Source organism: Pseudomonas sp. G7(2022), assembly GCF_052660475.1.
Map to the genome: position 1 here is coordinate 4,192,270 of NZ_CP109659.1, position 20,941 is coordinate 4,213,210.

The following is a 20,941-nucleotide window of genomic DNA, read 5'->3' on the forward strand; positions in this document are numbered from 1 at the left end:
GCGGCCATTAGGTCGCCTTTTTTCTTGCTACGCTGCAGCTTTGTTAGGGGCCGAAGCGTTCAGCAGCCAAGCTGCTTGGAAGGCGTTGCCTTTCTGATTTGCAGCGGTCGCCAGCAGCTCGGCGTATTTGGTTTCACCTGTGTAATCCGTTCGCGGCAGGCATGCGGCCTGACGCCATTTGTTCAACGCCTGATAGCTTCTATTGCATACCTTCGCGGCGGCCCCGATGCCGCCTACGGCTTCAAACGCGAATGCAATCGCGCTCGGAAAATCTGCGGGGTCCAGCATGACAACCTCCATTTATCAACTCGTGGTTGATGTTATAGATCAACTGACTATTGCGCAACCTTTATGAGACTCTCAACTCATGGTTGATAAAAATTCTCTCCGCGCAGCTTTCAGCGAGCGCTTACATGAAGCCCTCGACGATGCAGGTGTACGCAGCAGGGGTCGAGGCGTCGACATCCATCGTCAGCTGAAAAAATTGGGGGTCGATAAAACAACGCAGGCCATAAGCAAGTGGCTGAATGGTGAAGCGATTGCGGAGGCGGACAGTATGGTTGCGCTCTGCTCGTGGCTGAAGGTTAGACGCGAATGGCTTGAATATGGCGTTTTGCCAAAAATACAGAGCGGTGAAAGCAATGTTCATCAGCTCGTCATTGCCAGCGGGAGTAATGTAAGCGAAATCAATCAACGATTTGGCAAAGTACCGCTAATATCATGGGTGCAGGCCGGCGCATGGTGCGAAGCAGTTTCGAATTTTGAAGCTTACGATGCCGACTCTTGGCTGTCTTGTCCTGTCCCAATCAGTAATCAAGGATATGCATTGAAGGTACTCGGCGATTCAATGACGAATCCAGGACCAGGTCGCAGCTATCCGACTGGATGCATAATTTTTGTTGATCCAGAAGCAGAAACCAAGACCGGGGATCGGGTCATTGCAAGGGTACCGCGAACCAATGAGGCAACTTTCAAAATATTAGTGGCTGATGCTGGTCGACAGTTCTTAAGGCCGATCAACCCCCAATATCCGATAATAGAAATCACAGAAGAAACGCACATATGCGGAAAAGTTGTTGGTTCATTTATTCCGGAATAGATTGAGAAGTTTCTATATATTTCTGAAAACCTTTGTAGCATTCAACAACCTTGAGTACGCCCTCGATATTATTATGGCGCCTCCAGTTCCAAAATCGGATATCTCCAGCGCTCATAGAGTACACGTATCGCAAAAACTGAGACGGCAACTGTGGATTATTGCATAGAACAGCTTTACCCTTGCCGCTCTTATACCATACATATCCGAGATCACCATCTGCACCATTGTACCAACTTAGACCACTTTCCTGAAAATCTATCTCTTGAAACAAACGGCGCTCAAATTCCTCATGCTCATACACACAATGAATATGGGCATGAACTATACACCCCCCCGAATGGTTAGACCGAACCCCAGCCCCACTTTCGAAGAAAACCAAACTTTTACCATGCCTCAACTCAACATAGGACGATAAGGCCTGTGCGATCATGCGAACCTGCACTAATTTCGCATCAGGAATTACAGAAAAATTATTTATATGAGCTTTCGGAACTATCATCACGTGCGAATCGTTGAGTGGCCCCAAGCTAGGTAGAACAACGAAATCTGGACTTTCGTGAATTATGTTTTGGCGACTATCGACCAGAGCCTGATACCGAGGATCACAGCCCTCTATAGTTGCAGAATGCAGTTCTTGGCAAACATTACACTTCTTCATCGCTCTCACTACTATTCGCATTTTTTTTCTTTATCTTAGGCAAAAGCTCCTCCGCCCAAGCTGCTAGTCGACTTAAAACCAAATCAGAAAAATATCCAAAAATAAAACAAATTGAAAAAGCAGCACCAGCAGAAGTTGAGTTTTTCAAAACAACAGGAAACATTCCTGAAGAAATAATAATATAGGTCACAAATGCCACTAAGCACGAGAGGAACGGTGTTAGGACCCGCCAATAAAACTTATGACATTGCCATAGATACTTGTATTGATCATCCTTGCCTCTTGCAGTGACCCTATAAAACCACTTCGCATCGTAGACCCAGCCGCCCAAAAAGCCACCAAACAATGCATAGACAAACGTTTTATTGTTGTACTCCATGCTTATACATTTGAACTGGACCAAAAACATAATTGTAGTAGCAGCGGCAAGCAATACCACTAAATACCAAAACTCGAAAATTATTTGACCCTTATGAGTGTCAAAGTATGGAACGCATTCTCTACCACTAATCCCTTTGTCTCTATCATCTGTCACTTCTTTTGACATGGCGGTATCCCTTGCTTCACGTCAGGTATGAGAATTTGATCGCGCATCTTCGAATACTCTTGTGGCAGATATCAATCAGAATTTTCTAAATCTGTAAAGATTTCTAAAGAGAAACGCCCGAATTGCACCGGGCTGCGTTCGCGCAGACAAAATCAACCAAAGGTTGACATTTAACAACCGAGAGTTGATATTCGCCTCACTCTTCCACCACAGAGCGAGGCAAAACCATGCACACCACCGCAACCCTGCACGTCCATCCGGCCGCTGCTGATCCCTTCCGAATCTTCGAACTCCGACGCTTGGCCCGCGAGAGCGGCTGCTCGTTTGTCACCAGCAAACCGAAGCAGCAAGCTCGCACTGCCCCCACCCCATTCGACCCGAACGGCGGAGGGCACGCCGCATGATCAAGTACAAAATCGACAACCGTACCCTGCAGTTGCTCAACGCCCAGGTCAACCTGACCGAGACCTTTAACCACGTTCTCCGGACAGCCCCCAAGCGTGAGTGCCTGGCGTTCCGGCTCAAGGTCGAACGCGGCACAACAGAGAGCACCTTCGTCGTCGAGCTGGGCAGCGAACGCCACACGCTGACTTTGCCGAACGACAAGAAAACGCACCTCAAGCTGGCCGACTTTATCGAAGAGATTGCCAATGGCCCGTTCGACGCAAGCAACACCAGCGACCTGGTGCACCGCCCGCATGCCAGCCGTGAATACGGCCGCTTCGAGGTCTCCGACAAGCAACGCGTGTTCGAGCTGGTACGCACCGGCGGCGTGCTGAGCCTCGACATGGGCTTCGATTACCCCTTGCAAGTCGCGGTGCATCGCACCCAATCGCGCTCAGGTGTCACCACCATCCTGAGCATCGGCAACAAAAGCCCGCACACCCGCTGCTTCACCGCGTACGGCACCGATGTCGAGATCTACGGCAAGGTCACCGAGTCCATCAACCACCTCGCTGCAGCGGCCACCCCAGCCGCGCACGCGGCATAAGGGGGGCGCCATGGAACGCACCCTCGCCCAAGCCGCAATTAAACTCGGCCTTACTCGGCCAAAGCTCATCGCTCGCATGCGGGAAAAAGGCCTGCTCAACGAGAAGAACCTACCGGCCTACCCCAACCGTGACCGCGACTACCTACGAATCAATAACGGTCAGTGGTACCACGACCAGTTCGGCATGCAGTACAGCCAGTCGACCAGGGTGAAACAACCCGGAATCCGCTGGCTGGCCGAACAGCTGGGCATCGACCTGCCTGCCATTCCGGCAGACAACCGTGACGTGGCCTAGGGAATACGCCCGCCAGATCATCGCCATGCGGACACGAGAGGAGCGCAACGCCGCGCTCCTCGAAGTGCCCGAACATCTGCGCGAGCTGACCAGAACCCACTGCCTGAACGCCTGGAACCACCCGGCCCGAAAACAACGCAAGGAGGCCCAACAGAGCCATGAGTAACACAGCCCAAAATCCGCTGCGCCTACACCCGGCACCGGAGTCAGCCACCGTCGAGCTGCTCTTTCGCACCTTCGGCGACGTTCTGATCCCGCTAGACAGAGTTCGCGAACGCTACTTTCGCAACCTCAACGAGCAATCGTTCGCGGCCGAAATCAGCAGTGGCCGCATCCAGCTCCCCATCACGACGCTGGACACGAGCCGCAAGGCACCGAAGTACGCCCACATCCGCCACGTCGCCTCACTGATCGACATCCGCGCCTACAAGGCCGACGAAGACATGCAGCGACAAAAGGACGACACCAACGAGTAACAACCACAAACCAAGCGGCTGCCACCACCGGCCGATGACATCACCAGGAGCACACCACATGACTGCAATTCAAATCTGCGCGCTGATAGCAATCGTCCTCATGACCGCCGGCATTTACTGGCTCGCCTACCGGAACGGATTCAGCAACGGCCTCACCGAGGGTTATGCAGAAGGCTACAGCGAAGGCATAGCCGTTCAGAGCGCTGACAAATCTGAAGAGATCCGCAACCTCACGCTATCGCTCAAGCAGGTTCAAAACAAACACGAGCAACTCTACGACTTCTACAAACGCGCCGTAGAGGCCTCACAGCTTGGAGAACCTGAACGGATCACCCTGCTGGAGATTGCCGAGAAACTGCGGATCGCAGCCGAGACATTCGCCGCCTTCCGCACGGGTAAAAAACTCGAACGCGAAACCCGCCTCCTCCGCGACCAAGCACTCGCCATGGCTGCCCTGCTGGAGCCGGCAGATCAGGAGAGCGCCGCATGAGCCAGGCCTACTCCCAATCCCACACATACCGCAACACGGCTCACGTCTCACCAACGGCTGATGAACCAACGCGCAATCGAACCTCGGAGGAAAGCGGCATGCAAAAGGACCAGCACAACACCCAATCCCCGACCGCTTTGCTCCGCGAGGAAGCCAGCGTCAACACACTAGAAACAAACAGCCTCTGCTGCGCAGCAGCAGGCATTATTGCCCCTTCCAGCAGCACCACCGAGGCGCTCATACCCCACGAAAGGCTGCGCGAGGCAGCCACACCCAATGCAACGCTAACCGCTCAGAATCGCCCGCCCGCGCAGCTTGCTGTGGGGTATACGCACCCTGACAGCAACTCTGAAAGTCCATCACAAGAAGCCGTCGACGAAGCGCAGATCGACGAACGCGTCGAGTTCGAGAAAGAGTTCCCTGTCCCCGAGGGCCTGCAGTACTGCGCCCAGCGGGGCACCTACATCACCGTACCAGGTGCGAAGACATCCGACTCGTTCGCCCGTGAGCATTACGCGTATCGCGCTGGCTTCGCAGCTTGGAATCGCAGAGCGTGGAAGCAGGTCGAATTGATCAAGCAGGTGGTGCTATGAACACCTTGTTCTTACTTATGGCCCAGTACGATGGGCAAGCTGTAATTACGCTTGATCGGGTATGTGCGGACTATATGCACTTAACAGTAGAGAAGTTCAAGCGGAAACAACTAGATGGAGAGATTGACATTCCCGTCGTAAGATTGGGGGCAAACTCACAAAAAGCTTCGCTTGGAATTCACTTAAAAGATTTAGCGGATTACATTGATCGACAACGGGAGAAAGCACTAAAAGAACAGAATCAGTTGATGGGCAGAGCCGCATAAGCTGGTTATAGCGGGGTCTAAGCGACCCCGCAAATCATTTTGAGGCGAGCAGTTCAAGAACCGGCGCTTTCAGCCTCATCAAGAAATGCATCGCCCAAAACATTCCAGCCACAAGACCAACCATCGCAAACAGAATGCCTTTCGCCCCGCCCCAGCCGATACCCGCCCACAGCGCAGACCCCGCGATCAAATAGCCAACGAAAACGATGCACAATATGCGTCGAATCTTTCTCCATAGTGGTGAGTTATCTTCAGTATAGGGGCAAGCTGCCAATTCTGACATCACATGATATGCCAATCCACCGCCAAACAGAATGGTAGAGAAGATCAGATACTGGAACACACTGAACTCATTTTGCGAAATCATCACGAAGTACCAGAGAAACAAACTAACCGCCACACCCCACAACAATAGAACACTTCGCTTCACATCCAATATGTTTTTCATTCAAGTCCCTTCTGTTATTTAGCGCAAACTTTGCTCAACCACTGCCAATTCTTATAGATATCGCCTCTTCCTCGCAAATGCGTATATCGACGCAGCGAGTTCCAGTCACGATGACCTGAAACACTCGATACCCTAGGAATGTCCCAGTCCATCTCGAACAGGCGGCTCACCCCTTCGTGCCTTAGATCATGGAAGTGGAGGTCCTCAATCCCCAACAGCGGGCACGCCCGCGTGAACGATGCAGATACAGACCTGGAGTTGTACGGGAAGATCTCTCGCTCGGCCCTCGGCATGCTCTGCAGGATCGCCCAAGCTTCATCCGGCAAATGGCACCACACATCGTTGCCGATCTTCTGTCCAGGGTTCTTCATGTCTCGCACCAGGACGGCCTGTCGGGACTCGTCGAGATCATCCCAGCGGATCCGCGTGATCTCCTCCTGCCGGCGCGTCGAGAAGAGAGCAAACGCAATCAACTTCGGCATGTCGATCTGGGCTTTTTGACGCGTCTGCATCTCGAAGAAATGCGTCATTAGCTTGTCTAGCTCTTCCAGCGTTGGACGACGGTTACGCTCCCTGCTCTTGCTCACCATACCTAGCTTTCGCAGAACCTTACGTGCGTCCGGCATGGCCAGCGGATCTACCTCGTAGCCCCACGCCGGTCGCGCCACGGACAGAACCGCGCCCAGGTGTGATAGATCATTACCGACCGTCTGCGCCTGAACACCGCCACCCTCTTTACTCATCCGCCACTGTGCGAACTCCACGAGCTTCTGACTGGTGAGACCCGAGTCGTCGAGGTCGCCCAACCAGGTATCCTTGATCGCCTTCAACGTCGCGTTCTTGGTTTTGCCCAGCGGCCGGATCTTCTCGTACTCGTCTAGGTACTGCTCGATCATCTTCCTGATCGTCACACCCTTACGGTTTGCACGCTCAATCGCACCCGGCTCTGCCAGTTCCGTCTCACGCCGTTTGATCCAAGCCTGCGCGACCTGCTTTCGGTCGAAGGTTTGGCTTTCCTGATAAACTGTGCGCCCGTCCCGATTGATCCGTATCTGCGCCGTGTAGGCCGTCGAGTTGTCCTTGCGCTTGCGTGATGTGATCGTGCCCATTTCCAGTTGCTACATTGCCGAATTCGCTTGCTACATTGTAGCAACCGACTTCAGAAAACAAGGAAAAATGGGTAAAAACCGCTGTATAAAAGATCAGTATCAATGAATTTCGAAAAACCTGAAGCGCCTGTAAACACTAGCCATACCCATTCCGAGCCGTCTCGCCGCTTCAGTGTGGCACCGATGATGGATTGGACTGACCGTCACTGCCGGTACTTCCTACGCCTGCTGTCGAAAAACGCCCTGCTCTACACCGAAATGGTCACCACCGGCGCGCTGCTCAACGGCGATCACGAACGTTTCCTCCGTCACAACGAAGCCGAGCACCCGTTGGCTCTGCAACTGGGCGGTAGTGTTCCGCTGGACCTGGGCGCGTGCGCACGCATGGCGCAGGAGCACGGTTACGACGAGGTGAATCTGAACGTTGGCTGCCCGAGTGATCGGGTGCAGAACAATATGATCGGTGCGTGCCTGATGGGGCATCCGCAGTTGGTGGCGGATTGTGTGAAGGCGATGCGTGATGCGGTGTCGATTCCGGTGACGGTGAAGCATCGGATCGGGATCAATGGGCGGGACAGCTACGAAGAGCTGTGTGATTTCGTCGGCACGGTACGGGATGCCGGGTGCACCAGTTTTACGGTGCATGCGCGGATTGCGATTCTGGAGGGGTTGTCGCCGAAGGAGAACCGTGACATTCCGCCGCTGCGTTATGACGTGGCGGCGCGGTTGAAGGCGGATTTTCCGGAGCTGGAGTTCATTCTGAACGGCGGGATCAAGACGATGGAGGCCTGCCATGAGCATTTGCAGACCTTTGACGGTGTGATGCTGGGCCGTGAGGCTTATCACAATCCTTACTTGCTGGCCGAGGTGGATCAGCAGTTGTTCGGCAGTTCGGCGCCGGTGATCACCCGGGCCGAGGCCTTGGCGCAGTTGCGACCTTATATTGCCGCGCATCTAGCCGCAGGCGGGGCGATGCATCACATCACGCGCCATGTGCTGGGCCTGGGCACCGGGTTCCCGGGGGCGCGCAAGTTTCGGCAGTTGTTGTCGGTGGATATTCACAAGGCCAAGGATCCGCTGGCGTTGCTGGATCAGGCGGCGGAGTTGCTGGCGGGTCGTTGATCGATGCGTTGAGCGTGCGGGCAACGAATGAGCGTTGCCCGGTGTTTTGTTGTACTGACAGGATGTCTTTTGGTTATGCCCGCCTTCAGCCGCGTTTTATTCAAGCGTTTCACCCTCCTCGCTTTACTCTCGACTCTCTATGCCAACGCCTACGCCTCCTGCGATTTCGCGAAGGGATGCGGTGAGGGGGGAGATGGCCCTTTTCAATCGACCCAGATGTCTGGTTTTCTGGTTTTCACGACGACGATGGTCACGGTCGACGGGATGTCGGACATTTCCGGACTGAAAAAACGTGTGTATTCGGTAGAGGAAAGAGAAGCGGCACGTTATTTCCTCGCCAGCGACGGCATGCTGCAAGCCGCGTATTTCAGCTCGGCCTTGCAGCGTTTTCGTCAGGAATTGCCTGATACGGAGTTGAGTGACCTCGCCATCGCCGCGCTGATCAGCAGTCAGTGATCAGGCCGCCGCTTCTGTCCAGTTCACCCAGCCAAACATCCACGTCGCCAGGATCAGCAAACCAAACGCGATCCGGTACCAGGCGAACGCGGCGTAGCTGTGGTTCGCGATGAACTTGAGCAAGCCGCGTACGGCGATCATCGCGAACACGAATGCGGTGACGAAGCCCAGGGCGAAGACCGGCAGGTCGCCTGCCTGAAACAGGTCGCGGTACTTGTAGCCGGAATACACCGCCGCACCGACCATGGTCGGCATTGCCAGGAAGAACGAGAACTCCGTGGCAGCCTTGCGCGACAGGCCGAACAGCAAGCCGCCGATAATGGTGGAGCCGGAGCGCGAGGTGCCGGGAATCATCGCCAGGCACTGTACGCAACCGATCTTCAGCGCGTCGGACCAGACCATGTCGTCGACATGTTCGACGCTCACCACGTGTTTGCGCCGTTCGGCCCACAACATCACGATACCGCCCACCACCAGTGCGACCGCCACGGTGATCGGGTTGAACAGGTAATGATGAATGGCGTCGGCGAATAACACGCCGAGAATCACTGCCGGAAAGAATGCGATCAGCAGATTAACGGTGAATCGTTGTGCAGTGCGTTGGGTCGGCAGGCCTTTGACGATCTCGAAGATCTTCGGACGGAACTCCCAGACCACGGCCAGAATGGCACCCAGTTGAATAATAATGTTGAACGCCATGGCGCGTTCGCCACCGAAATCGAGCAAGTCGGCAACGATAATCTGGTGGCCCGTACTGGAGATGGGCAAGAACTCGGTGAGACCTTCTACCGCCCCTAAAACCAACACCTTGAACAAGGTCAGTAAATCCATTAATCCTCCGTCAGAACGCTCTTGAAGAGCGCCCGGTCAACTGCACTCAGGCATTGGGTATCTGAAATTAAACAATTGGCAGATCAACGCCCCTTGCCCGATTCGGTGACGGAGAATAGGTCTTATCAAAAGACACACTCAAGCCATGTTAATAATCGTCCGTCTGTGAACTTGTTCACTTAGTGGCAAAAATAACCTTCACCCCTTAAAATGTGACCCACCTCACACTCCCCATGATTCTGGCGACGAACCATACTGGCCATAGGACATAAAAATCGGTCGCCATAATTACAAAATAGTGGCACCATTGCACATCGCCACTATCTAACGACGTTCGTTTCGTTAGTTCAGCACTCCGAGAAAATCAACTAAAAGCTTGAAAAGCTTAATTATTGTTAAAAAACTCGGGAGCCACGTCTAAAAATCGCGCGAATGTTACCAATTGTCAGTCACAGATGAGAACCGGTGCTTTAACATCCCGATGTCCGCACTTTTTCGAGTCAAGGCATGATGCTTACAGGGAACTTAGCGACTAGAAGCTCGCACCAGACAAACGACGCGCCAGGTGTTCTTGCCCTGGCGCGTACCCGTGCTGTGGCCGAACACTTCAAAACGCTAATCGCCCAGCATGTGCAGTCCGGTCTGGCACTGGAAGCCGACTCTTTCACTAGTTCATATCAGCCAAACGAATATCAAGGCGCCTATCGCGCCATTTTCATCGTCATCGATACTCCGCAAGCACTGGAAGACAATCTGGCGCTGGTGGAGAACCTGCGCACCGAGAACTTGAAGCCAATCATTTGTGCGGTGATTACCGGTCGCGGCGCCCATAACAAGATCAAATACCATCTTGCCGGCGCAGACTTCTGTATCAAGCTCAATACCCTTTCCGAAGAAGGTGGCGAGTTGCTGGGGGATTTCTTCAGCAGTGAAGAATGGCTGCGTGATATTGATCTGATACTGGACCCGACCCGTATCTGCCTCTCCGACACCAGCAAGAAACTGGACATTTCCTTTGCCGAGATGAAGATCCTGGAAGCGTTCTCGCAAACCAGCAATCACATTCTCAGCCATGACGAAATTGCCGGCATCATGGGGCTCAACACGCATTTCTACGACCCTCGCGCGCTGGAAAAATCCATCAGCCGCTTGCGTGGGAAAATCAAGGACGTGTACGGTACGAACGCCATACAGAGCATTCGCGGGTATGGCTACCGTCTGATGAGGGGGTTGATCTCAACCGCCTGAATCAGGGAAATCACCATTGCAGCATACGAGGGAACGTCTGATGCAACGCTTCAACAATCCACGGTCTCACCGCTTTATTTGCAATATCCATCCAATAAAAAGCTGTCAATTGAATGAGCGCTGCAACACTTAAACATAACAATAAATCATTACTCTAAAAGCAGACCCAGTGGAACTTGTCGCGGGCCATAATTGGGCCCAGACCCTGCCTGTCGATTATTCCGAGCGCGTTATAACTCGTCTGCCGATTACCTTTTAGCCAAATTTGGTGCGTTATTCAGGAGAGAGACATGGAAACCAGTACAACCCTCCCAAGAAAATATTTTGTTGTCGTGACCAATAACTCAGCGTCGCAACGTGAACTCGAGAGCATCCTCTCCAGTGAACGTTTCAATTCGTTCGGTACGTCCCGGGCACAAATGTTTGTTGAAGGTGTTGCTTCGCCCTCTTCCACTCCCACGCTCATGGAGTTCACTTACCCACGCGGCACAAGGAAAAGCGTCGCTCGCAGTATTGAACATGATACACAGCGCATATTGGCCACACTCGAATCCGAGTGGCTGGCAGCACAATCGGTGAACTCATCCCAGAACTCGCCGGTAATAGAAGATACCGGTTCCATTGAAGGCAATGTTCCCTGCACAGAAGCCTGGCATCTGGACAATGATCAGGGCGCACTCGTCAAAGAAGGTGTCGAGATCAGCCTTACCGGCCTTGAAACCGCACTGGTCAGAAAGATGCTGCACCATGAAGAACGCGTCGTCAGTCGTGACGAACTGATCCTCAGCATCGGCCGGGAACCGGAACAATATCGCGGACTGGAAATGTGCCTGAGCCGTCTTCAAGACAAGTTCAAAAGTGCCAGCAATGGTGAACGACTGTTTCGTGCCGTGCGCAATCGTGGTTATTGCCTGATCCAGGAAGTGGTTGCCTAAGCACAGCCTGCACATCCAGAAATCGAAGCAAGTGCAATAACAAAAATAAAAAAGCACTTTGCTTGTTTGAACCTCCTTTTCGCTAATGCCTCCCTCCTCACCCTTCCTACGATAGCAAACACATTATTGTTTGTTCACCCTTTGCCCTTTGACCTTTTCTAACGTTCGATTATTTCCCAATACAATTGATTGGCACTTTGCCATCTTGTTAGAACTCGTCAGACAGCATCTTCTCCAATAACTTAGTCTATTCACTGACGACAGTTCGGCATACCGATGTTGTTCCCTCAAGACACCGGCACCTACAACAAAAACAAGTCTGTTTGACAACTCGGATTTCAACTGTCGAAACCTGAATGGAAGTCTTTTGGGGATATCGCATATGGATCTCACTCTACGTATCAACCGAAACACCGGCCTCAAGGGACTTACCTTCTGGGGCCAATGGGCACTGGCACAGTGCTTTATTGTTTCACTGTTGTTTATATTGGCTGAGCAGCACACGGGAACGGTCGAGTTCTATTACCGGATGTGCACCATGCTGGCCGTGTTGGCTTCGGTTCCGGCCTACACCTTCAGCGGCGCCTACCGAAAACGCGACAACTACCTGACCGGACTGGGACGGCTGCTGATGGGCTGGTCGATGACCATGGCCGGACTGACGTTCATCGCGTTTATCTGCAAGGCCGACGAGCTGTTTTCCCGTCAGGTGATCCTTGACTGGGCGGTGTACGGTTTCCTCGGTCAGGCGCTGCTGTATGCCCCGCTGCACGCGTTTTCGAAGTACTACCAGCGCTCACGCAAAAGCGAGCACAAGACCCTGATCGTCGGCACCGGCGAACTGGCCCTGGGCCTGGCGAAGAAGCTCAGCGAACACGAAAACCTGCCGTTGGTAGGTCTGGTCAGCAACGGCACCCTGCCCGCTCTGGACGCAGACGCTCCACGCGTGGTCGGCGATCAGGAAAACCTTCTGGAGCTGATCAAACGCCACGACATCCGTCGTCTCTACATCACGCTGTCGCTGTCCGAAGCGGCGAAGATCGAGGCGATGTATGTCGATCTGCTGGATGCCAACGTCGACGTGGTCTGGGTGCCGGACCTGAACAGCCTGACGCTGCTCAATCACTCGGTAAAAGTCGTGGACGGCCTGCCGGCGATCTACCTCAATGAAAGTCCGCTGACCAGCCGCCCGACCGCCGCCCTGAGCAAGAGCCTGATGGAGAAAAGTGTCGCGCTGCTGGCCATCATCCTGTTGAGCCCGGTGCTGCTGCTGATCTCGTTGGCGGTGAAGCTCAGCTCGCCAGGCCCGGTGTTCTTCAAGCAGGATCGCCATGGCTGGAACGGCAAGGTGATTCAGGTCTGGAAGTTCCGCTCGATGCGCGTCCACGATGATCGCGACGTCAAGCAGGCCAGCCGTAACGACTCGCGCATCACCGCCGTCGGGCGCTTTATCCGCCGCACGTCGCTGGATGAACTGCCGCAACTGTTCAACGTGTTGCAAGGTCATATGGCGCTCGTCGGCCCGCGCCCGCATGCCGTGGCGCACAACAACTACTACTCGGGGAAAATCCTCGCCTACATGGCCCGCCACCGAATCAAACCGGGCATTACTGGCCTGGCACAGATCAGCGGTTGCCGTGGCGAGACCGACACCCTCGACAAGATGGAAAAGCGTGTCGAGATCGACCTCAAGTACATCAACAACTGGTCGCTGTGGCTGGATGTGAAGATTCTGGTGAAGACGCCGTTTACCCTGCTGTCGAAGGATATTTACTGAGACGCAGAGCTTCACAAGGCAAGACCGCAAGGGGACGAAAGTCCCCTTTTTTGTGGGCCGGATTTGGGGGTTGGACTGGCTGGGGATTTCGGTGAATCGGTCAATATGGATGTCGACAGGGCCGACGCCTTCGCCTGATCACCGCCCGGAGCCTGCTTGTTGCCGCAGGCTCGCGGACTTACTCGGTAATCTTCCCGAAGTTGCGATAGAACATGTCGTCTTCACGGCTATCGGTCATGGAGTGCAGCTGGAAGCTGCGACTGAGCCGCGCACCACCGTCACGGGTCAGCGGCGCCCAGACCAGGTTGGCCCGGCGCATGGTCGACATGCTCATCATTTCGTCGAACGGAATCGACAGATAGATGCCCTTGTCGAAGCTACCCTCGCCGTATTCCGTACTGCCCGCCGTGGTGATGGTCGCCCAGGCACCGAAACGCACGCCGTTGGAAAACTCCCGGGAGATATCCAGCGTGCCACCGAAGTCGCCCGCCAGATAACGGCCGACGCTGACCGCCGCCAGCGTTTCATAAGGCAGGTCGGTGTAACCGGTGATGTGGCCGGTCAGCACCGAGTAGTCCCGCAGGCCGAAACCCTGGTCGAATTCGCGCTGACGCACGTAGTTCAGGTCCGCACCGATCGCCCAGCGCTCGCCGGTCGGACGGAACAGCACCTCGCCGCCGACACCGGCGAACATCGACTCCAGATAACCGCCGTAGACCATGCCATACAGATCCTTGTCCAGTTGCTCGGCGTGGCTGACCTGAAACAACGGCATGGTGGTGTCGGACGTGGTCAGGTACTGACGCAGGTCCGTACGCACACGCGGCAAGCCGCTGGGGGCGTCGTATTTGAACTTGTCGAAGTTGTTCGTCAGGTTCTGGCTGAGCATGCCGCTCCACCAGGTGTTGCGGTTGAAGCGGAACTCGGCGTCCAGGTCTGCACTGAACTGATAGAGCAAACCATCCGGACCGCCGACGTTCTGCTTGAAGCCCAGACCGGCGCCATAACTGAAGTGCTGCAGCGGCTGGGTGTAGAGCGTCTTCTCATTGTGCGGCATCGCCGGGTTGACCTCGGTGGTGCGGTGCAACGCTTGCAGCGGTTCCTCGTTGTTGATCACTTCGCGGAAGGTCTGGCGCGGCACGCTGGTTTCTTCCAGCGGCAGGTCGTAGCGCTTGTTCACCAGGGTGAACCAGTCGATGTCGGCGTTGACGCTGTTGTCCAGCACCCGGCTCGCACGGCCCACCGCTTTGGCCGAATGAAAGTAGCGCTGCTGCTCGCCGTACACGATCAGCTCGGAATCACGCTGGGCGATGCGCTCGACCCGGTAGCCCGCATTCTGTTGCAGGCGCTGCGACACGTTGGCCCAATCGACCTGATCCATCGAGGTGGTCGGCGCCTTCGCCGGCAGCGGCTCCGGAAGCGGATCGAAATTCTTGGCCGGCGCCTTGCGGCTGACAAAGTTGGTGTGGAAGGTAACGCCGAACATCGCCGTGTTGCCCCGCTCCCACGCGGCGCTCACGTCGAGGGAGTCCGTCACCTTGAACACCGCGCCAAGGTTGATCGGCGAGTCCTGCTTGATCACGTTGTCCTTGGGTTCGTGCTTGTAATCGTTGCCTTCGTATTCGAGTTTCAGGCTCAGCCGGTCCCAGGGCGTCTGGTAACTCACGCCGCCGAAGAACGAGGGCTGGCCGCGAAAGTACGAACCGGCGTTGACGTCACCGGTGCCTTCCATCGCCGGCCGGGTCTTGAAGCGATCATCGAGATAGCCAAGCGGGTTGTCGATATCGCCGCGATTGCCGATGTAGCCCCAGGCAATGCCGGCACTGAAATCCAGGTTGTCGAAGCGCTTGTTGGCCACCAGGAATTCACTGGCGAACAAACCCGTACCGCCGACGTCTCGGAAGCCCAGAGCGATGTCGGGCGCCCAGTGTGATTCCTCCCAGAGCCGGACTTTGACGTCGACCGCCTTGTCCTTGTAGCTCTGGTTGCCGCTCATCGACTCAGGGCCGTACGGGCGGTTGGTGATGGCGGTGTAGCGAAACGAACCTTCGAGCCAGTCCAGCGGTTGCAACGAAACGCTGTAGCGGCTGTAAGGCTCGGTGCGGTTGGCGTTGACGCTCAACTCACCGGCCGGAGACATGCGTGCGGTGGGCGTCTGCAACAGACCGGTGCCACCGAAATCGCCCTGGGTAATACGCGGCTCGGCATGGACCAGGCCGCACGGCAATAACAACACAGCTGCAAAACGCAAATTCAACGAACCACCTCAGCCAACTGCGTGGCAATAAATTCGGCCAACTGCTGATTCAGTTCAGGGACAGGCGGATCCAGATCATCGCTTTTCAACGGCACCAGAATCTTGCTGCCGGCGACGGGGAACTGCCCGCTCTCACGATTCCAGTGAGCAATGCCGACGCGCCGCGTAACACCGTTGGGCTGGATCAGCCACAGGTAATCAGCGTCGGCATCGTCCTCCAGCAGCACGCAGCGGCTGAGGTATTCACGGGCCTCGAGCAACGGCTGATAAGGCAGTCGGCAGGTGCCGGCGACCGCGCCGAGCACTTCGACTTCATCGACCCGTCGCGGGTAGATCAGGCGATCGCCGTCATCCAGGCGAATGTTGCGGGCGAAGCCGACTTCCAGCGCCACCGGGTCCAGATCCGCGATCTGGCGCCCGGTGACCGGCATCTGCCGCACGTCCTCCGCCATGCGCACCGCCAACGCTTTTCGGCTCGGTCGATCGAACAGATCGGCCATGCGCTGCAACACGTCCAGGTCAAACAGCACGCCGACCTTGAGCCGGGTCTGCTCTTCCAGCAACGACTGTCGCAGCAGCGCACCCGCCAGCCAGTAACCCTCGGCGTTGGGCACAGCCTCGCTGATGACATCGGTCAATCGGCCACCGGGCGGCAACTCCACCGGCCCGGGGTTGGCGACATCGCCGCTGACGGTGACCGCCGCCTGACTTGCGCCGGCGAACAACATCAAACACGCCGACAGAACCCTCAAGCGCTTCATGGCAGATGCCTGCGATCAGGGGTCAGCTGCACGATCTTCACCCGCAGTTGCGAGGTCAGTTGCTGCTCGCTCTGCACAATGAAACCGTCCACCGGATCGACCCAATAACGATTGGTCGCCCGCAGGCCGATGGCCGGGACGTCGATACGTTCATCGACACGCAGCACGGCGTAGTCCTTGTTCAGGATATTCAGGGTTTCCATGGATTTTCGGGTGAAGCGGCTGTTGACGATCAAGCCGACTTCCTGGCCTTTGTAGAGATCGATCCAGCGCTGGCTGGTCTGGCCATCGGTAACGTTTTGCAGGCCGCGCTTGAACGGCGACGCATCGGACAACCGCGTGCCGTCCAGATCGCCCTCCACGCCCAGGCCGATGCTGCGCACCGCAAGACCGTCGCGCAGCAGCAGGACCTGCTTGCCGGACGCCACCCAGAACTGCAGGTCATCGCGCTTGCGCACTAGCGCCAGCACACCGGAACCGGACGGCGTGGTGAGTTTGAGTTGCGGATAATTGACGTCGGCCACCTGGGCCGGCGTTACGTCGATGTCATCCGGACCGACCATCGCCGACTTGAGGTTGGTCACCGAGGCAACCATCAGCGGATTACAGCCACACAGCAACAAGGCCGCCATCAGGCAGACGCCAACATTCAGGATTTTCAAAGTCGGCGGGCCTTATTTGCTGTTGTTGGTGAATTCGCTCCAGTTCTTCGCAGCGGAAGCACCGGTACCGACAATCGATGCCGACGGCACCAACTGGCTGATCAGACGGTTCCAGCGAGTCACGTTGGCAGGCCCTACATAAACGACGTCCTGGGGGCGCACTTCGAAGTGCGTGGCAAGGACCATGGCGGTGGGCGATTCAGCTTCCAGTTGATAGATTTTGGCCGGCTCCACATCGAGGTTTTCCACCCCGCGAATGACGTACACGGCGTTGCCATTGGCGGTGGTCTGGCTCAAGCCGCCGACCGATCCAAGCACGTCGGAGAGATTCATCGTCGCCGTCTTGAAGCTCAGCGCGCGCGGCTGGTTGACCTCGCCCATCACGTAGATGCGCTTGTTGTCGTTGTACGGCAGATACAGCTTGTCGCCACCCTGGAGGTAGACGTTCTGCAACTCGGAATCCTGTTGATTGAGGGTATCCAGATTCAGCGGATAGACCCGCCCGTTGCGCGTCAGCAACAACCCGGACAGGTCGGCATTGTTGGTGTCGATGCCCGCCGAACCGAGGGCTTCGACCACGCTCAGCGGGTTGGTGGAAATCGCCTGCGGGCCAGCCTTGGCGACCGCACCGGTGACCACGACTTTCTGGCTGGCGAAACGCAGCACGGCGACATCCACTTGCGGCTCGGCGATGAACGCCGACAGCCGTTGTTCGATGTCGTCGCGCAGTTGCTGGATGGTCCGGCCGGCGGCCTGGACTTCCTTGATGTACGGGTAATACAGCGTGCCGTCGGAGCGCACCAGACGGCCGTTGGCGTCGATCTGCTGCTGCGCGCCCGACGGCGCGGTCAGCTCGGGGTGATCCCACACGGTGATGTACAGCACGTCGTTGTTGCCGATGCGGTACTCGGCCGGCGTCGCCAGCAGTTCCGTTGGAACCGACTCGCGCTTCTGCGTGGCCCGGTTCATGGAAATCAGCTTGGGTGTGATCGGAATCAACTCGACCCGGCTGCTTTCACTGGCACCCTGGCGGGTGATGCCAAAGGTGTTCAGGTGTTGACCGGGGGAAAACATGCAACCTTGCAGAGCGAGACTTGCCAGCATTAAAAGAGAAAAACTACGAGTCATAATGGCACTACGCTATTCAAGGGCGAATCCAAAACAAAGTCACCCGACTTTCGTCGGGCGACCCTGTACTGCACCAACAGTTACTTCAGTTAGTTGTGCGTGCCGGTTGTACCCGTGGTACCGGTGGTACCCGTTGTACCGCCGTTGGCACTTCCACCACTGTTGGACGCCGCTACGGCACTGGCAACCATTGCAGTACTGGCAGCAGGCGCTGTAGAAGCCGCGACACTGCCAGATACATTGGTCACCGCAGTAAGCGGTGCTTCAGCTGCGGATGCCCAGTTGCTCAACATCGTCAACAAGGCAATCGCCATCACTTTTTTCATATCAACTCCTTTCTAACATTGCACCGGTACATCGGGTGTTCCGTTAGAGGTGGTAGAGTTCAAGTCGCAAAAAGCGCGAACAAGATCCGTCGTTCTTTCACAGTCATACGCAACTGATAAAAGTCGAACGGCAGGTTTATATCTACGGACTTGCAAAAGGCATTGCCAGTGTAATTTCCCGACGATATCTAACAACCTGACCGAAAATAACATCGGACTAAAAGGCCATCACTCCAGATAGCCTCTGGGGTGATTCGATTGCCATCGCCAGCTATCGGTGACCATGTCCTGCAAGTTGCGGGTGGCTTTCCAGCCCAGTTCTTTTTCCGCTTTGGAAGCGTCGGCCCAACTCTCGGCAATATCCCCCGAACGCCGTGGCATCACCCGAAAAGGCACGGGTTTTCCACATGCCTGCTCGAAGGCCCGCAGCACTTGCATCACGCTGTAACCGGCGCCGGTGCCGAGGTTCCAGGTGTGAATGCCGGTACGCCCGTCGATGGCCTGCAACGCTTTCAGGTGCCCGTCTGCCAGATCCACGACATGGATGTAATCACGCACGCCGGTGCCGTCGACCGTGGGGTAGTCGTTGCCGAAGATCGATAACTCTTGCAGGCTGCCGACCGCTACGCGACTGATGTAAGGCACCAGGTTATTGGGGATGCCACTCGGGTCTTCGCCCATGTGGCCGCTGTCGTGGGCGCCGATCGGGTTGAAGTAGCGCAGCAGCGCGATGCTCCAGCGCGGCTCGGCCAGGGCCAGGTCGCGCAGCACGTTTTCGACGATCAGCTTGGACTGGCCATAGGGGTTGGTGGGGATGCCGGTGGGGAAATCCTCGCGGATCGGCATCTGCTCAGGCTCGCCATAGACCGTGGCCGAAGAGCTGAACACCAGACGGAAAACCCCCGCCGCTGCCATTGCCTGGCACAGCGTGATGCTGCCACTGACGTTGGTTTCGTAATACTCGAGCGGCTTGCGTACGCTTTCGCCCACGGCCTTGAGCCCGGCAAAGTGCAGCACGGCGTCGATCGAGTGCTGCTGGAATATCCGGTCCAGCAACGCCCGGTCACACACATCGCCGCGAATCATCAGCGCACTTTTACCGCAAATGGCTTCTATCGCATGCAATGCCGCATCGCTGCTGTTGCAAAGATTATCCAGAACGACAACTTCATGACCTGCTTCAAGCAATGCGAGTGTGGTGTGCGAGCCAATATATCCGGCGCCACCGGTTACCAGAATCTTCATAGCGCGGTCCGTAGTGGGAGAATGCCTGCCAACGTGTCAAGCCTCATTTGTTTAATGTGTGTCTTGCTTCACACAAACAAGGCGACAACAATCCAGGACAAAAACAGTTCCATCGCTGGCCAACAATATTTTTAAAGGCCAAACTGTATTGCCCGGTACTTATTAGCACTCCCGCACTTTCACCACTATCGACAGATACCGACTAAAAATAACTGTTATTTATCAAGTCGACATCTAATAACATTATCCTCTTTTACACTAAGCTAACATTGTCACTGACAACCTGACTCAGGTATTAAAGTACAGCTTCATCAACTTGCAACTTTCTTTATTGCAATGTAACCGATGGCTGTATGCCATGAATGTCCAGGAAACTTCTATGATTCGTAAATGTTTGTTCCCCGCGGCCGGCTACGGCACGCGTTTCTTGCCGGCCACCAAAGCCATGCCAAAAGAGATGCTGCCGATCGTCAACAAGCCGTTGATCGAATACGCCGTTGAAGAAGCACGGGACGCCGGCCTGCAGCACATGGCAATCGTCACTGGCCGGGGCAAGCGTGCACTGGAAGACCATTTCGACATCAGCTACGAACTCGAACACCAGATTCGCGGCACCGAAAAAGAGAAGTTCCTGGCCGGCACTCGCGAACTGATCGACACCTGCACCTTCTCCTACACCCGTCAGGTGGAAATGAAAGGTCTGGGCCACGCGATTCTCAGCGGCCGCCCGTTGATCGGCGACGAGCCCTTCGCCGTGGTCCTGGCCGACGACCTGTGCCTGAACCTGGAAGGTGACGGCGTACTCACGCAGATGATCCAGCTCTACAAGAAATTCCGCTGCTCGATCGTGGCCATCCAGGAAGTCCCGCGGGACCAGACCCACAAGTACGGTGTGATTGCCGGCGAGGCGATTTCCGAGGGCATCTACCGGGTCAACCACATGGTGGAAAAACCCGCGCCGCAGGACGCTCCGTCCAACCTGGCGATCATTGGCCGCTACATCCTGACGCCCGACATCTTCGACCTGATCGCCGACACCGAGCCCGGCAAGGGCGGGGAAATCCAGATCACCGACGCCCTGATGAAACAGGCGCAGAACGGTTGCGTGCTGGCCTACAAATTCAAGGGCCTGCGCTTTGACTGCGGTGACGCCGAGGGTTACCTGCAGGCGACCAACTTCTGCTACGAAAACGTCTACCTCAAAGGCCGCTGACAGGCGCC

26 protein-coding genes are annotated in these 20,941 nt (G+C 55.8%); 14 read left to right on the forward strand and 12 right to left on the reverse strand.

Going from position 1 to position 20,941, the window contains the following annotated elements; genetic code table 11:
- Positions 1-27: 27 nt before the first annotated feature.
- The gene (locus tag NE357_RS19030) at positions 28-288 is read right to left on the reverse strand and encodes a hypothetical protein (protein WP_169431166.1); all 261 of its coding nucleotides are present in this window, start codon (positions 286-288) and stop codon (positions 28-30) included.
- A gap of 79 nt (positions 289-367) precedes the next feature.
- Here NE357_RS19030 and NE357_RS19035 point away from each other — a divergent pair, with 79 nt between their 5' ends.
- Positions 368-1,099, forward strand: a complete 732-nt coding sequence (locus NE357_RS19035) for a LexA family protein (RefSeq protein ID WP_169431167.1) — start codon at positions 368-370, stop codon at positions 1,097-1,099.
- Here NE357_RS19035 and NE357_RS19040 read toward each other — a convergent pair.
- Complete coding sequence (locus tag NE357_RS19040; RefSeq protein WP_432760311.1) at positions 1,086-1,778, reverse strand: HIT domain-containing protein; 693 nt, start codon at positions 1,776-1,778, stop codon at positions 1,086-1,088. The genes NE357_RS19035 and NE357_RS19040 overlap by 14 nt on opposite strands.
- Complete coding sequence (locus NE357_RS19045; protein ID WP_169431169.1) at positions 1,744-2,304, reverse strand: hypothetical protein; 561 nt, start codon at positions 2,302-2,304, stop codon at positions 1,744-1,746. Before NE357_RS19045 ends, NE357_RS19040 begins: the two co-directional genes overlap by 35 nt.
- A 400-nt stretch (positions 2,305-2,704) precedes the next feature.
- Here NE357_RS19045 and NE357_RS19050 point away from each other — a divergent pair, with 400 nt between their 5' ends.
- Genes NE357_RS19050 through NE357_RS19080 form a run of 7 tightly spaced genes read left to right on the forward strand, consistent with a single transcriptional unit; the run spans position 2,705 to position 5,415 of the window.
- Entirely contained in the window at positions 2,705-3,295 is a 591-nt protein-coding gene (locus NE357_RS19050; protein WP_103368808.1) for a hypothetical protein, read from the forward strand.
- A gap of 10 nt (positions 3,296-3,305) precedes the next feature.
- Positions 3,306-3,590 carry a phage antirepressor KilAC domain-containing protein gene (locus NE357_RS19055; protein WP_169431170.1) on the forward strand — a complete coding sequence of 95 codons (285 nt, stop codon included), beginning with the start codon at positions 3,306-3,308 and terminating at the stop codon, positions 3,588-3,590.
- Positions 3,591-3,615: 25 nt separating this feature from the next.
- Entirely contained in the window at positions 3,616-3,756 is a 141-nt protein-coding gene (locus NE357_RS19060; RefSeq protein WP_169431171.1) for a hypothetical protein, read from the forward strand.
- Positions 3,749-4,066, forward strand: coding sequence for a pyocin activator PrtN family protein (locus NE357_RS19065; RefSeq protein ID WP_169431172.1), 318 nt, complete (start codon positions 3,749-3,751; stop codon positions 4,064-4,066). The genes NE357_RS19060 and NE357_RS19065 overlap by 8 nt, the downstream gene beginning before the upstream one ends.
- A 58-nt stretch (positions 4,067-4,124) precedes the next feature.
- Positions 4,125-4,556, forward strand: coding sequence for a hypothetical protein (locus tag NE357_RS19070; protein ID WP_169431173.1), 432 nt, complete (start codon positions 4,125-4,127; stop codon positions 4,554-4,556).
- Positions 4,553-5,149, forward strand: coding sequence for a hypothetical protein (locus NE357_RS19075; RefSeq protein ID WP_249314322.1), 597 nt, complete (start codon positions 4,553-4,555; stop codon positions 5,147-5,149). The genes NE357_RS19070 and NE357_RS19075 overlap by 4 nt, the downstream gene beginning before the upstream one ends.
- Positions 5,146-5,415 (forward strand): pyocin activator PrtN family protein, encoded by a 270-nt coding sequence (locus NE357_RS19080; RefSeq protein ID WP_169431174.1) that lies wholly within the window; start codon positions 5,146-5,148, stop codon positions 5,413-5,415. The genes NE357_RS19075 and NE357_RS19080 overlap by 4 nt, the downstream gene beginning before the upstream one ends.
- A 34-nt stretch (positions 5,416-5,449) precedes the next feature.
- Here NE357_RS19080 and NE357_RS19085 read toward each other — a convergent pair whose 3' ends face one another.
- Both NE357_RS19085 and NE357_RS19090 read right to left on the reverse strand, forming a co-directional pair.
- Complete coding sequence (locus NE357_RS19085; RefSeq protein ID WP_169431175.1) at positions 5,450-5,863, reverse strand: hypothetical protein; 414 nt, start codon at positions 5,861-5,863, stop codon at positions 5,450-5,452.
- Positions 5,864-5,877: 14 nt separating this feature from the next.
- Complete coding sequence (locus NE357_RS19090) at positions 5,878-6,972, reverse strand: site-specific integrase (RefSeq protein ID WP_169431176.1); 1,095 nt, start codon at positions 6,970-6,972, stop codon at positions 5,878-5,880.
- Positions 6,973-7,074: 102 nt separating this feature from the next.
- Between NE357_RS19090 and dusA the strand changes: the two genes are divergently transcribed.
- Positions 7,075-8,094, forward strand: coding sequence for a tRNA dihydrouridine(20/20a) synthase DusA (gene dusA, locus NE357_RS19095; protein ID WP_169431177.1), 1,020 nt, complete (start codon positions 7,075-7,077; stop codon positions 8,092-8,094).
- 75 nt (positions 8,095-8,169) lie between these two features.
- Positions 8,170-8,550, forward strand: coding sequence for a DUF2388 domain-containing protein (locus NE357_RS19100; RefSeq protein ID WP_249314323.1), 381 nt, complete (start codon positions 8,170-8,172; stop codon positions 8,548-8,550).
- Here the strand turns inward: NE357_RS19100 and NE357_RS19105 are convergent, their stop codons facing one another.
- Positions 8,551-9,381, reverse strand: coding sequence for an undecaprenyl-diphosphate phosphatase (locus tag NE357_RS19105; RefSeq protein ID WP_169431179.1), 831 nt, complete (start codon positions 9,379-9,381; stop codon positions 8,551-8,553).
- A 507-nt stretch (positions 9,382-9,888) separates the two neighbouring features.
- On the opposite strand from NE357_RS19105, the gene NE357_RS19110 reads away from it, so the two are divergent.
- The 3 genes from NE357_RS19110 (at position 9,889) to NE357_RS19120 (ending at position 13,341) form a co-directional block, all read left to right on the forward strand.
- Positions 9,889-10,629, forward strand: a complete 741-nt coding sequence (locus NE357_RS19110; RefSeq protein ID WP_169431180.1) for a winged helix-turn-helix domain-containing protein — start codon at positions 9,889-9,891, stop codon at positions 10,627-10,629.
- Positions 10,630-10,919: 290 nt separating this feature from the next.
- Positions 10,920-11,564 (forward strand): winged helix-turn-helix domain-containing protein, encoded by a 645-nt coding sequence (locus NE357_RS19115; RefSeq protein WP_169431181.1) that lies wholly within the window; start codon positions 10,920-10,922, stop codon positions 11,562-11,564.
- Between the two features lie 382 nt (positions 11,565-11,946).
- Positions 11,947-13,341 carry an undecaprenyl-phosphate glucose phosphotransferase gene (locus NE357_RS19120; RefSeq protein WP_169431182.1) on the forward strand — a complete coding sequence of 465 codons (1,395 nt, stop codon included), beginning with the start codon at positions 11,947-11,949 and terminating at the stop codon, positions 13,339-13,341.
- A gap of 178 nt (positions 13,342-13,519) precedes the next feature.
- Here the strand turns inward: NE357_RS19120 and NE357_RS19125 are convergent, their stop codons facing one another.
- The 6 genes from NE357_RS19125 to galE form a co-directional block, all read right to left on the reverse strand.
- Positions 13,520-15,598 (reverse strand): YjbH domain-containing protein, encoded by a 2,079-nt coding sequence (locus tag NE357_RS19125; RefSeq protein ID WP_169431183.1) that lies wholly within the window; start codon positions 15,596-15,598, stop codon positions 13,520-13,522.
- Positions 15,595-16,359 (reverse strand): capsule biosynthesis GfcC family protein, encoded by a 765-nt coding sequence (locus tag NE357_RS19130; RefSeq protein WP_169431184.1) that lies wholly within the window; start codon positions 16,357-16,359, stop codon positions 15,595-15,597. The genes NE357_RS19125 and NE357_RS19130 overlap by 4 nt, the downstream gene beginning before the upstream one ends.
- Positions 16,356-17,021 (reverse strand): YjbF family lipoprotein, encoded by a 666-nt coding sequence (locus tag NE357_RS19135; protein WP_169431185.1) that lies wholly within the window; start codon positions 17,019-17,021, stop codon positions 16,356-16,358. Before NE357_RS19135 ends, NE357_RS19130 begins: the two co-directional genes overlap by 4 nt.
- A gap of 12 nt (positions 17,022-17,033) precedes the next feature.
- Entirely contained in the window at positions 17,034-18,095 is a 1,062-nt protein-coding gene (locus tag NE357_RS19140) for a polysaccharide biosynthesis/export family protein (protein ID WP_207866927.1), read from the reverse strand.
- A 143-nt stretch (positions 18,096-18,238) separates the two neighbouring features.
- Positions 18,239-18,475, reverse strand: coding sequence for a hypothetical protein (locus tag NE357_RS19145; RefSeq protein ID WP_003226528.1), 237 nt, complete (start codon positions 18,473-18,475; stop codon positions 18,239-18,241).
- A gap of 228 nt (positions 18,476-18,703) precedes the next feature.
- Positions 18,704-19,720 (reverse strand): UDP-glucose 4-epimerase GalE, encoded by a 1,017-nt coding sequence (gene galE / locus NE357_RS19150; RefSeq protein WP_169431187.1) that lies wholly within the window; start codon positions 19,718-19,720, stop codon positions 18,704-18,706.
- Positions 19,721-20,099: 379 nt separating this feature from the next.
- Between galE and galU the strand changes: the two genes are divergently transcribed.
- Positions 20,100-20,933, forward strand: a complete 834-nt coding sequence (galU, locus tag NE357_RS19155) for a UTP--glucose-1-phosphate uridylyltransferase GalU (protein WP_169431188.1) — start codon at positions 20,100-20,102, stop codon at positions 20,931-20,933.
- Positions 20,934-20,941 lie beyond the last annotated feature (8 nt).